The sequence below is a fragment of the Epilithonimonas sp. genome (assembly GCF_032054305.1).
Classification (GTDB): Bacteria; Bacteroidota; Bacteroidia; order Flavobacteriales; family Weeksellaceae; genus Epilithonimonas.
In genome coordinates, this window is the sequence record NZ_DAMBSX010000002.1 from 1 (window position 1) to 12,893 (window position 12,893).

Annotated in this window: 12 protein-coding genes; 9 read left to right on the plus strand and 3 right to left on the minus strand. The window is 39.1% G+C overall.

The features are described 5' to 3' along the window. Nucleotides 1–418: 418 nt before the first annotated feature. A complete protein-coding gene (locus RTX21_RS04005; RefSeq protein WP_312765462.1) occupies nt 419–1,096 on the plus strand; it encodes an IS1 family transposase in 678 nt (225 codons plus the stop codon). Nucleotides 1,097–1,185: 89 nt separating this feature from the next. Here RTX21_RS04005 and RTX21_RS04010 read toward each other — a convergent pair whose 3' ends face one another. After that, a complete protein-coding gene (locus RTX21_RS04010; RefSeq protein WP_312765464.1) occupies nt 1,186–1,536 on the minus strand; it encodes a hypothetical protein in 351 nt (116 codons plus the stop codon). Nucleotides 1,537–1,677: 141 nt separating this feature from the next. Between RTX21_RS04010 and RTX21_RS04015 the strand changes: the two genes are divergently transcribed. Continuing rightward, complete coding sequence (locus RTX21_RS04015; protein WP_312765465.1) at nt 1,678–2,226, plus strand: type 1 glutamine amidotransferase domain-containing protein; 549 nt, start codon at nt 1,678–1,680, stop codon at nt 2,224–2,226. 78 nt (nt 2,227–2,304) lie between these two features. Here RTX21_RS04015 and RTX21_RS04020 read toward each other — a convergent pair whose 3' ends face one another. Next, nucleotides 2,305–2,679: a hypothetical protein gene (locus RTX21_RS04020; protein ID WP_312765466.1), complete on the minus strand. Its 375-nt coding sequence runs from the start codon at nt 2,677–2,679 to the stop codon at nt 2,305–2,307. 119 nt (nt 2,680–2,798) lie between these two features. Next, entirely contained in the window at nt 2,799–3,263 is a 465-nt protein-coding gene (locus RTX21_RS04025; RefSeq protein ID WP_312765468.1) for an Lrp/AsnC family transcriptional regulator, read from the minus strand. Between the two features lie 140 nt (nt 3,264–3,403). On the opposite strand from RTX21_RS04025, the gene RTX21_RS04030 reads away from it, so the two are divergent. From RTX21_RS04030 to preA, 7 genes are all read left to right on the plus strand, one after another. Next, on the plus strand, nt 3,404–4,867 hold the full coding sequence (locus tag RTX21_RS04030) for a CoA-acylating methylmalonate-semialdehyde dehydrogenase (protein ID WP_312765469.1): 1,464 nt from the start codon (nt 3,404–3,406) through the stop codon (nt 4,865–4,867). Nucleotides 4,868–4,906: 39 nt separating this feature from the next. Further along, nucleotides 4,907–6,256, plus strand: a complete 1,350-nt coding sequence (locus RTX21_RS04035) for an aminotransferase class III-fold pyridoxal phosphate-dependent enzyme (RefSeq protein ID WP_312765470.1) — start codon at nt 4,907–4,909, stop codon at nt 6,254–6,256. Between the two features lie 19 nt (nt 6,257–6,275). Beyond that, on the plus strand, nt 6,276–7,727 hold the full coding sequence (locus RTX21_RS04040) for an NCS1 family nucleobase:cation symporter-1 (protein ID WP_312765471.1): 1,452 nt from the start codon (nt 6,276–6,278) through the stop codon (nt 7,725–7,727). A 36-nt stretch (nt 7,728–7,763) separates the two neighbouring features. Beyond that, nucleotides 7,764–9,143 (plus strand): dihydropyrimidinase, encoded by a 1,380-nt coding sequence (gene hydA / locus RTX21_RS04045; protein WP_312765472.1) that lies wholly within the window; start codon nt 7,764–7,766, stop codon nt 9,141–9,143. Nucleotides 9,144–9,170: 27 nt separating this feature from the next. Continuing rightward, nucleotides 9,171–10,037 (plus strand): nitrilase-related carbon-nitrogen hydrolase, encoded by an 867-nt coding sequence (locus tag RTX21_RS04050; RefSeq protein ID WP_312765473.1) that lies wholly within the window; start codon nt 9,171–9,173, stop codon nt 10,035–10,037. Nucleotides 10,038–10,201: 164 nt separating this feature from the next. Next, nucleotides 10,202–11,539, plus strand: a complete 1,338-nt coding sequence (locus RTX21_RS04055) for an NAD(P)-dependent oxidoreductase (RefSeq protein WP_312765474.1) — start codon at nt 10,202–10,204, stop codon at nt 11,537–11,539. Nucleotides 11,540–11,579: 40 nt separating this feature from the next. Next, nucleotides 11,580–12,848, plus strand: coding sequence for an NAD-dependent dihydropyrimidine dehydrogenase subunit PreA (gene preA / locus RTX21_RS04060; RefSeq protein ID WP_312765475.1), 1,269 nt, complete (start codon nt 11,580–11,582; stop codon nt 12,846–12,848). The last annotated feature ends 45 nt before the right edge of the window (nt 12,849–12,893 follow it).

Sequence of the window (12,893 nt, forward strand, 5' to 3'; positions counted from 1 at the left end):
AAAAATGTAGCATAAAGAGTATATAAATTTTGTCTCAAAAATAGTTGCAAGTTCAAAAATGTTGTTGAAGAAAAACTAAAGTAGATTAATTTATGGCAAAAATATTATTAGAAGGTTGGCGGAAAGGATTTGAAAAAGTTTCCTTAACAAAACTTCAAATTGATAAACTTAGAATATCTTTAAAAGGGTAATGTTCCAAACTTAGTGATGGTAATGATTTTGAAAATTAACTCATTGATAATCAGTGATGATTATAATTATAAAGTAGTTGAACGATGGTAGGTCTAGCGGTAGTGCTTAAGAAGTGTTGAAGTCTACTATTAATAGGTGTTAACAAAGGAATTGATATAAAATTCAAAGCAAAAGAGAGTAGGCAAAAGCCTGCTCTTGTTATTTTTGATGGACATAATAATACTTCATGCAATTAAAGATTTATTCGTGTTCCAAATGTGTTGGCAAAGAAAGGGACTTTGTGAAATATGGTAAAACAAAATGTGGCAAACAGAGATACCAATGTAGAAGCTGCAAAACCACAAGTGTTTTAAAATATACGTATCAAGCCTATCAGAAAACGATAAATCCACAAATTGTCCAGCTTATAAAAGAAGGCTTGGGAATCAGGTCTATTGCGCGAGTTCTTAGAATATCTGTAACCACTTTGCTTAGCAGGATTAAGCTAATATCCAAAAGGGTTAAGCTGCCGACTATCACGCTTCATCGATCCTACGAAGTGGATGAGATGAGAACTTTTGTCGGCAACAAGAAAAATCTATATTGGATCGTCTATGCTTTGGATAAGAAAACAAAAGATGTGATCAGTTTTTCTGTTGGAAAAAGGAACTACAGGACATTGTCAAAAGTTATCCGAACGGTTCAGGATTCTAAGCCTGTTAAGGTCTTCACAGATTCTTTGGTACATTACAAGTTCCTTATAGATCAAAAAGTTCATCAAATCAGGAAATGGGGAACTAATCATATTGAAAGGAAAAATCTAAGCATCAGAACTCACATCAAACGACTAAACAGAAGAACAATTTGCTTTAGCAGAAGCCTAGGTATATTAGACAATGTTCTGAAAATATATTTTTGGGCATGATCTTGTTCTCTTAAATGTCTCCATTACATGAAAGTAAATTTGATAAGAAGTTGGAGTTTTGCAGATTGATTTTACAATGTAAATAGCAATCAATTCAAAAACTCAGAAGCGGGGATCCTCGTACAATATTCACTACCGAGATATAGTGGATCTCCATGCTTCTCTGACCAGAAACCATCTAGTATGTCCTTATTACAACGATAGACTGCTACACCTTTGTAGATTCTGTTGTCATCGCCTTCATAATTGAAATTAATTACCAGGATGTCATCCCTGAAAAAACCTGTTCCATTCTGGATATGATCACCGATGGTCCATTTTGCCACAATCCGGTTATTTTTATCAATATCTAATGTTAATATACCGTGATAGGCAATGCCGTTATCATCTTGATTACTGCCTTCGACAGAATAGTTGCCAGCCAAATCTTCTATTTTCATTCTTTATAATTTTAAAGTAACAAATTTAATCAAAGTCAATCTTTAAGATCAGCATTCTTAACAAAGTTTATTATTTATATAGACTGCTCGGCATTATATTTTCTTTAGTAAAGGTATATTAATCACCAAAAAATAAATATTATGTCAAAGCAAATTGCAATACTCGCAACGGATGGCTTCGAAGAAAGCGAATTGAAATCTCCAAAAGAATATTTGGAACAGCAGGGTTGGACAGCACATATTGTCAGCCCAAGATCAGGAACAATAAAAGCCTGGGCAGAAAAGGACTGGGGAAAAGAGTATGATGTGGACAAAACTTTGGATGATGTCTCAGCCTCGGATTATGATGCCTTGGTACTTCCTGGTGGAGTGATCAACCCAGATCAGTTAAGGACAAACGAGAAAGCAATGTCTTTTGTTCAGGATTTCTTCGAGCAACATAAACCGGTTGCTGCCATTTGCCACGGTCCGCAGATTCTTATCAGCGCTGGTGCTGTAGAAGGCAGAAAAATGACTTCGGTCAAATCCATCAGCATTGATCTGAAAAATGCCGGAGCGGTTTGGGAAGATAGTGAAGTAGTGGTGGATAATGGCTTGGTGACTAGCCGTACGCCGAAAGATCTACCTGCTTTCAATGCCAAAATGGTAGAAGAGATCAAAGAAGGAAAACATGAAGATCAGAATCTTTAATCTCAAATTAAAAACCCTTGAAGAAAGATTTTCAGGGGTTTGCTATATCTATTAACTAACTTTTATTAATGATTGGGATTATAATCTAACTTCATTGATACTAAGTTGCTCCATTAATTTCTGAAGATTCTCGATATCCTTTAAAACCTTTTGATAAGAAGCTTTCGCGTAATCAGCAAAATTGGATTTAGAAGAGGGGTGCTGGTCTTCGGTTTCGAATGCGTTATTGATCTGTGGATTCTCTACAATATCGTCTTTGTAATTCCCCAGACATTCTTTAATAGCACGTTTTTTCTTTTTACAGGTGATATTCTTCTTCAGTTTTTGTAAAGAACTGAGCATATACGGATTATCATTGTAAGGAGTGCTGAAACCATTATCTGTATTGTCTTCGTGATAAACAAGATAGCGAATGTCGTTGCTCGGCTTAAGGTAGTTTTTGTCAAATATCATATCGCTGAGAGGTATTAAAGTTAAAATCAAATTATAAATAATATTTAAAATCTGATAACAATTTTAAGACCATAGATCTGTTTTGATGATAATTTGGACTTGTTTTTTCCTCAATGGTATTATTTTACTAGATCAAGGTCTGGCTGCGCATATTTGTGCACACACATATATAATGTCGTTTTTGTCTGGAAAACGCCCTCTATCTTTGCTATTTTCTGATTCACCAGCTGATGGAGCTGCTCGTTGTTTTTACTCATGATATCAACTTCAATATCGAATTCTCCTGCTGTATTGGCAAGAAAGCTGACCTCTGGCATTTTCATTAAAGTCTCAATAACATTCGGGATCAGATTGGCCGGACGCACAGAAACGGCAATATTAGCATAGGCATTGAAGCCTACATTCTGCGGATTGATTCTTCCCACGATCTGGATGGTTTTGTCCTCGATCAATTTGGTGACGCGCGTTCTTACATTGCTGATAGAAACCTTGAGTTTATCGGCTATTTCCGTAAAAGATGCGCGTCCGTCTTTCTGAAGCTCTTTCAAAATAAGATAATCCAATTCATCCAGTTTATTATCCATAAAAAATAAATTTTACACAAAACTAAGATATTTTTGCAAATTATTTTAGAATCATTATAAATTAAAGTCAAAATTGCAATATTTAAAAATTGTTCATTAGCTTAGCTTTTGTTAAAAATATTACTAAATAAATAATAAAAATGTCAAATAAATACGGAAAAGCTAAAAATTACATCAATGGAGCCTTTGTAGATACAATCTCCAACCGTTGGCTGAATGTAGAATCCCCGTTGACAGGAGAAGTGATTGCCGAGGTGGCTGTTTCTTCAAAAGAGGATTTGGATAATGCAGTTTCTGCAGCCAAAGAAGCTTTCAAGACCTGGTCGAAAACGCCAATCAAAGATAGAGTTCAGGTATTTTTCAGATATAAGACACTTCTAGAACAGAATATGGCTGAGTTGTCAGCATTGATTCAGGAAGAAAATGGTAAAACTTTCGACGAAGCACGAGCAGAAATTGAAAAAAGCATTGAGCTGACAGAATTTGCAGTCTCACTTCCTCAATTGACTCAAGGTGAAATTCTCGAGGTCAGCAAAGGTGTAGAATGCAGAACGGAACATTCTGCTTTGGGTGTTGTGGCTTCTATCGTTCCTTTTAATTTTCCATCGATGGTACCAAACTGGACCATCCCGAATGCAATTACATTAGGGAATACAATGATTCTGAAAACTTCAGAATTAGTACCATTAAGTGCTTTGAAAATAGTAGAACTTCTAAAACAAGCTGGACTTCCGGATGGCGTTCTCAATATAGTTCACGGTGATAAAGAGATTGTGGAAGCTATTTGCGACCATCCCGATATTGAAGCAGTTTCGTTTGTAGGTTCTACCAAAGTGGCAAAAATTGTCTATCAGCGAGCAACCTCAAATCTTAAAAGATGTTTAGCTCTTGGAGGTGCGAAAAATCATTTGCTGGTTCTGCCGGATGCTAATCCAGAAATGACGGCTGCTAACGTAACAGCATCGATGTCTGGTTGTGCGGGTCAGCGTTGTATGGCGGCTTCTGCGATGATTGCAGTTGGACAAACCGACCATATTATAGAAAAAATGGTGCAGGAAGCCAAGAATGTTGTCCCAGGCAAAAATCTGGGTTCCGTGATTTCCAAAGCTGCAAAAGAAAGAATAGAAGGCTACATTACCCAAGCTGAAAAAGATGGCGCAAAAATACTATTGGATGGCAGAAATTATAAGGTAGAAGGAAAAGAAAATGGCTATTATGTTGGTCCAACAATCATTGATTTTGTAACACCCGAAATGTCTGTGGCTACAGAAGAAATCTTTGGACCAGTTATCTCAATTATAAGAAGTAGAAATATAGATGAAGCCTTGAAAATAGAAAATGCCAATCCTTATGGAAACGCGGCCTCCGTTTTCACGCAAAGTGGAGGTCTTGCCAGATATGTGATGGAGAATGCTTCTGCAGGAATGATTGGTGTTAATATCGGAGTTCCGGTTCCGCGTGAGCCTTTCTCTTTTGGAGGTTGGAATGAGTCAAGGTTCGGAGTAGGCGATATCACAGGGAAAAGTTCCATTGAGTTCTGGACCAAACTGAAAAAGATGACCACCAAATGGAATCCCGAAGCTTCCATCAATTGGATGAGTTAGTCTAATCTCGAATTATCAATTTCAAATTTCAAATCAACAATGTCAGATACATTAGAAAATAAAATCAACAGACAGGAAGTTATAGACAATGCGCTCGATTATACGATCATGTCCTGGTCCAAACAAAAAGGGATTGACCCTTTTGCGATAGAAAGGGCAGAAGGAGTCTATCTATACGATTATAGCGGACAAAAAGTTATTGACTTTTCTTCCGGTTTGATGAATTCCAATATCGGTTATGGCGACCAGCGTGTGACAGTTGCGGTTGTAAAGCAAATGCAGGAAGTTGCTTTTATTTCGCCAAGCTGTGTGTCAAAAGTTCGAGGAGATTTGGGTAAAAAACTTGCACAGATTTGTCCGGGCGATTTGAATCGTGCCTTTTTCACTGTCTGCGGTGCAACTTCTAATGAAAATGCGATTAAATTAGCTCGACTTTACACTGGCAGACATAAGATTTTCACAAGATATCAGTCTTACCACGGTGCAACTATTGGTGCTATCTCAGCTGGTGGCGACCCAAGAAAGATTCCTGTTGATTCTCAGCAAGCGCCCAACTTTGTTCATTTTGATTTACCTAATGCCTATCGTTATGAATATGGCGAAGAAAACCTACTAAAAGATTCTATTGCATCATTAGAAAGACAAATCGAATATGAAGGACCAAATACAATTGCTGCGATTCTTCTGGAAGGCGAATCGGGAACTTCAGGCTGTTTGCAATATCCCAAAGGTTATCTTAAAAAAGTAAGAGAGATCTGTGACAAATATGGGATTTTATTAATAATGGATGAAGTGATGTCAGGTTTTGGAAGAACCGGGAAATGGTTCGGATTCCAGAATCACGATATCATTCCCGATATGATCGTAATGGCCAAAGGTCTTACTTGCGGCTATCTGCCATTGGGCTGTGTCATGGTTTCGGAGAAAATAGCTTCAAAATATGATGATGCTGTTTTGCCTTTAGGGCTAACTTATTCGGCTCACGCTGTCTCCTGTGCAGCAGCTATGGAAGTTATCAAAATATATGAAGAAGACAATCTGATAGAAAGAGCTGCTGAAATGGGAAAATATCTGGAATCCCGAATCGAGGAAATGAAAAAGATTCATCCTTCGATTGGCGATTTTAGAAATACGGGACTGCTTGGTTGCCTGGAATTGGTGAAAAACCGAGAAACCAAAGAACCAATGGCACCTTTCAATGCTAAGCCGGACGAAATGGTCGTGATGAACAAAGTAGCAGCCAAGATCAAAGAATTGGGAATGTACACTTTCGTAAGATGGGGATATATATTCATCGCACCACCATTGATCATTACAAAAGAAGAAATGGAAGAAGGATTGGCAATTATTTCTGAAGCGCTAAAAATTGCGGACGAAGCGACTTATTAATAATATTCAAAACTAAATAATGTCAGATATTAATCAGAATCCAATTTTTGATCCGAAACTTTATAATGAAGATTTGGCTCCGGTTTCTACAAGTAAAAGAACTTGGGGAACATGGAACTATGCTTCATTATGGATCAGTATGTCAATGTGTATTCCGACTTATATGCTGGCAAGTTCCCTGATAGAAGGTGGGATGAACTGGTGGCAATCTGTGTTAACCATATTTTTGGGAAATCTGATTGTTCTGATTCCAATGATTCTCAATGGTCACGCCGGAACTAAATATGGAATTCCGTTTCCGGTTTTTGCAAGAGCAAGTTTTGGAACTACGGGTGCCAATATTCCAGCATTATTAAGAGCAATTGTTGCTTGCGGATGGTTTGGGATTCAGACTTGGATTGGTGGCGTTTCGCTTTATCAAATTTTGAGAGTTTGGATACCATCACTTTCAGAACCAATGATTACGGGATTTTTTCCTCCGATATTGGAAATGATCTGCTTTCTGATTTTTCTTTTAATCAATATGATCGTTGTTTATTTTGGTGTGGAGAGTATTCGTAAATTATTGGTTTTCAAAGCGGTGTTTCTTCCTGTTGCTGCTTTTGCATTATTATTTTGGGCAATTTATTCAACGGAAGGTTTAGGACAAATTCTCAATCAACCTTCGAAGTTCCAAACATCAGCAGAATTCTGGAAGTTTTTCTTTCCGGCATTGACGGGAATGGTTGGCTTTTGGGCAACCTTATCATTGAATATTCCGGATTTTACAAGATATGCAACTTCGCAGAAAGCTCAGATCAATGGACAAATGATTGGCTTACCTCCATCAATGGCGGTTTTCTCTTTTATTGGTGTAGTTGTGACTTCTGCGACGGCAATTATTTACGGAACTACAATTTGGGACCCGGTAATTCTTGCAGGAAAATTTGAGAACAAAATTCTGGTGACTGTAGCAATGTTAGCTATTGCTATTTCTACGTTAGCAACCAATATTGCTGCCAATATAGTAAGCCCGGCCAACGATTTCGCCAATCTAAATCCTACAAAAATCAGTTTCAGAATTGGCGGTTACATCACTGGAATTATTGGTGTACTGATTTGTCCTTGGAAACTTATTGCTGACCCTTCAGGTTATATTTTCACTTGGCTGGTTGGTTATTCCAGCTTGTTAGGTCCTATTGGTGGAATAATGATTTCAGATTATTTCTTAGTAAGAAAAAAAGAATTGATTTTGGAGGATTTATATCAACAAGGAAAAACATATTCCTATAAAGACGGCTTCAATTCCAAAGCTATTATCGCATTGGTTTTAGGAATTCTACCAAACATTCCAGGATTCTTGGTAACAATTAAATTGATTTCAACAGATTCCGTTCCCGAATGGCTAACGAATCTTTATCATTACGGTTGGTTTGTCGGGTTCTTCATCAGTGGATTGGTCTATTTCATTTTAATGAAAAACAAAAGATAAAATTATTCAACTATCAATTATCATTTATAATCAGATATGAGCATTTTAATCAAAAATGGAAATATTGTTACAGCTTCAGAGAATTTCATCGGTGATATTTTTATCGAAGGCGAAACCATTTCTGCCATCGGAAAGAATCTGAAATATGAAGCAAATGAAGTAATCGATGCTTCCGGGAAACTGATTTTCCCTGGCGGAATAGATCCGCATGTTCACCTCGATATGCCTTTTATGGGAACCTTTTCCAGCGATTCTTATGAAACCGGAACCCGTGCCGCATTATTTGGAGGAACTACGATGGTTATCGATTTTATTCTTCAAACCCAAGGAAAATCACTACGGAATGCTTTAGACGAATGGAAATGCAGAAGCGATGGAAATGCCGTTGGCGATTATAGTTTCCATATGGCAGTTACTGATTTTAATGAAAATACAAAACCTGAAATCAAAGAAATTATAGATGAAGGAATTACGTCTTTCAAAACATTTATGGCTTACAAAGGCGCATTAATGGTGGATGACAGACAGATGATTGGTTTAATGGAGGAAGTCAAACAACAAGGAGGACTCATCAATGTTCATGCAACCAACGGCGATATGATTGATTATCTTGTTCAGAAAAACAGAAACGAAGGCAACCGCGCTCCGATTTACCATTACCTATCTCAACCGGAAGTAACCGAAGCAGAAGCCAGTGAGCGTTTTGTGGATATGACCAATTTTACAGGTTGTCCCGGTTATATCGTCCATCTCACTTGCGAAGGTGCGTTGAATGCCGTGAGAAATGCAACCAGAAGAAATCAGCACGTTTTTGTGGAAACCTGCATCCAGTATTTGATTCTTGATGCGAGTTTGTATGAGCAGGATTTCGAAGGTGCCAAATGGGTAATGTCGCCACCATTGCGAGAAAAGAAAGACCAGGAAACACTTTGGGCAGGAATCAATCAAGGATTGGTGAATGTGGTTGCAACAGACCATTGTCCGTTTTTCTGGGAACAAAAGTTATTGGGAATTGATGATTTTTCCAAAATCCCAAATGGTCATCCAGCCGTAGAAAACCGAATGGAACTGTTATACTCCGAAGGCGTAGATAAGGATAGAATCACGTTAAGCAGATTCGTGGAAGTGGCTTGTACCAATCCTGCAAAAATATTCGGAATGTATCCGAAAAAAGGAACCATTTCTATTGGTTCAGATGCCGATTTAGTGATTTTTGACCCGAATGAAAAGCACACGCTTTCTGCAAAAACACATCATATGAATGTAGATTACAGCGGATACGAAGGTTGGGAAGTAACAGGAAAAGTGAAAACCGTTTTGCTTCGTGGAAAAATAGCGATTGATAACAATGAATGTCTTGTAGAGAAAGGCTATGGACAATTTATCAAACGAAATAAAGTTTCGGACAAAATATAAAAAACTAATAATTCATAACTAAAAGCTATGTCTCGAATCATAAAATCAGGATTAATCCAAATGTCTCTCGCTAAAACAGAAGGAGAAGGGACCATTGATGAAATAAAACAGGCGATGCTGGAAAAGCACTTGCCTTATATTGATGAAGCTGGCGAAAAAGGTGTTCAGATTTTATGTTTTCAGGAGATTTTTAATACACCTTACTTTTGTCCCGGTCAGGATTCCAAATGGTATGAATCTGCGGAAACTGTTCCAGGTCCAACGACGGATTTGATGTCAGAATATGCCAAGAAATACCAAATGGTCATCATCGTCCCAGTCTACGAAAAAGACGGTGCAGGAATTCTTTACAACACGGCCGCTGTCATAGATGCCGACGGAAAATATCTTGGTAAATACCGCAAAAATCACATTCCCCAAACAGGTGGATTCTGGGAAAAATATTTCTTCAAACCAGGCAATCTAGGTTATCCTGTTTTCCAAACCAAATATGCAAAAATTGGCGTATACATCTGTTATGACAGACATTTTCCGGAAGGCGCACGGGCTTTGGGAGTCAACGGAGCAGAAATCGTTTATAATCCCTCTGCTACAACAGTCGGACAATCTCAATATCTATGGAAACTGGAGCAGCCTTCTCACGCTGTTGCCAATGGTTACTTTATGGGCTGCATCAATCGTGTCGGGATAGAAAAACCTTGGAATCTCGGCAAATTCTATGGAACATCCTATTTCGTGAATCCTTTGGGTGATATTTTCGCCTGCGCATCCGAAGATAACGATGAGCTCCTGATTGTGGAATTCGATTTGGATTTGATAGACCAGGTCCGCTCCAAATGGCAGTTCTACAGGGATAGACGACCTGAAACTTACGATGATTTGACCCAATTATAGAATTTTTATGGCAGCTTTATCCGTCCTCCATTCCCGCTATGTCACTGAGGCTCTCGAAGAGTCCACTCAGGCCGGGCTGCAGATCGTAGATAGAATAACCATTTGCCAATATAGAAACATCAGTGGAACAAAACTGAGAATCAAACACTGACAATTAAGAAAATATGATAGCAAACAGACGTTTAACAACTGAACAATATCAGGAGAATTTCACGGACATCCATCCGCCATTTGAAAATCGGGAAGGAGCCATAATAGAAGCCAATCGTTGTATTATGTGTTATGATGCACCTTGCACCAAGATGTGTCCGACGCATATCAACATTCCAAAATTTATCAAGCAAATTGCGACTGACAATGTGAAAGGTTCAGCACACACGATTTTCACAGACAATATTATGGGCGCAAGCTGTTCCAAAGTTTGTCCTGTTGAGAAATTGTGTGAAGGTTCCTGCGTTTATAATCTCCTTCACGAAGAACCGATTCAGATTGCGCGTCTGCAAAGATATTCTACTGAGAAGGCGATGTACAATAACTGGCAATTGTTTCAGAGAAAACCGTCATTAGGCAAAAAAGTGGCGGTTGTTGGCGCTGGTCCTGCTGGATTGGCTTGTGCATTCTATCTGTCAAAAGAAGGCGTCGATGTTACTATTTTTGAAAAAGAATCAAAAGGTGGTGGACTAATGACTTACGGAATCGCTGCATACAAAGTCACTCCAGAATTCTGCGAAGATGAGGTGAATTACATCACATCTATTGGAGGAATCGATATCAAATATAATAAGGAACTAGGGAAAGATATCCATTTGAAGGATTTGCAGGAAGATTATGATGCTGTTTTCCTAGGAATCGGTGTTGGTGTTGCGAGGCAATTAGATATCAATGGCGAAGATTCATTAGGTGTTGAAGATGCGATCTCGTACATATATAATCTCAGAACCAATGATTTTTCCACCATTCCGGTTGGCGAAAAAGTAGCAGTTATTGGGCTCGGAATGACAGCGATTGATGCAGCGACACAAGCAAAAAGGCTCGGAGCAAAAGACGTAACCATCGTATACAGAAGAACTGAAAAAGAAAAACCTTGCACCGATGTAGAATTAGATATCGCCAAACTAGACGGTTGCAATCTGGAATATCTGGCTGCGCCAAAAGAAATCATCTCTGAAAGCGGAAACGTAAAATCTCTCGTTTGCAGCAGAATGAGATTGGGAGAACCGGATGTTTCCGGCAGAAGAAGCCCCGTTGATACAGGCGAAACTTTCGAAATCGATTGCGATATGATTATCAAAGCTGCTGGACAAACACCTTTCGAAGACCTGATAAATTCCAGCAAACTTGAAAACAAATACGGAAAAGTCTCCGTGAATTCACAATATAAAACCAATTGGAGTGGTGTTTTCGCTGGTGGCGATTGCATCAACGGCGGCAAAGAGGTCGTGAATGCGGCTCAGGACGGTAAACTCGCAGCACGTTCCATTTTGGAATATATGATGAATTAAGTGATTCAGAATTTAAAACTTATAATTTAAAATTAAAAAGATGGCCGATATTTCTTGTGACTTTTTAGGTATAAAATCTCCGAATCCTTTCTGGTTGGCTTCAGCGCCACCAACGGACAAAAAAATAAACGTCATGCGGGCTTTTGAAGCGGGCTGGGGCGGTGTTGTCTGGAAAACTTTGGGCTCTCAGGTAAAAAATGTTTCTTCCAGATATTCTGCGATCAACTTTAACGGACAACGTGTTGCAGGTTTCAACAATATTGAATTGATTTCTGACCGACCGCTAGATATCAACCTAAAGGAAATCGTAGAAGTGGTCAAAGAATTTCCTGATAGGGCAATGATTATTTCGCTGATGGCGGATAATAACAGAGAAGCTTGGCACGAGATGGTAAAACGTTGCGAGCAAACTGGAGCGCACGGCTTTGAGCTTAATTTCGGTTGTCCACATGGGATGACGGAACGCGGGATGGGCGCTGCAGTTGGTCAAGACCCGGAAATTGCCGGCAGAATTGTAGAGTGGGTGATGGAGGTTGCCACTTTGCCGGTCATAACAAAGCTGACTCCAAACGTTCATTCCGTGGTTCCAACTGGAAGAGCCGCTGTGAATGCTGGAACCAACGCTTTGTCGCTAATCAATACCATTCAGTCCGTTACAGGAATTGATTTGGATAGTTTTGTCCCAAATCCCAATGTTGGCGGTAAATCCGTTTTTGGTGGTTATTGTGGCCCAGCCGTAAAACCGATTGCACTTAAAATGCTGACAACTATTTCCCAGGATTCAGCGACGAATAAAGTTCCGATTTCCGGTATTGGAGGCGTTTCCACTTGGCAGGATGCGGTAGAGTTTATGCTGCTCGGTTCGACCTCGGTTCAGGTTTGCACCGCTGCAATGAAATACGGATTCCGAATTGTAGAAGATTTGAATGAAGGTCTAAGCAATTGGATGGACGAAAAAGGTTTTGAAAAAATCACAGATTTCATAGGCAAATCAGTTCCAACTATGACCGAATGGGAAAAGCTCGACCTCAATTTCCACATTGTTGCCAATATCAATCAGGACAAATGCATCCACTGCGGATTGTGTCATATTGCGTGTGAGGATACTTCTCATCAGGCGATTTTCAAAACCGACGGAATGCCATACAACGATTATACGATCAATGAGCCGGAGTGTGTTGGCTGCAATCTTTGCAAACTCGTTTGTCCCGTGAATGACTGCATCACGATGGAAGAGAAAAGAGTGGCGCCGGATTACCTCAATTGGGTTCAGTTCCAGGAACGCGGACTACCGTTGAATAGTCATTAGGAATATTTGGGTGCCAATTTCCGCCCTCAATTCCCGCTTTGTCAC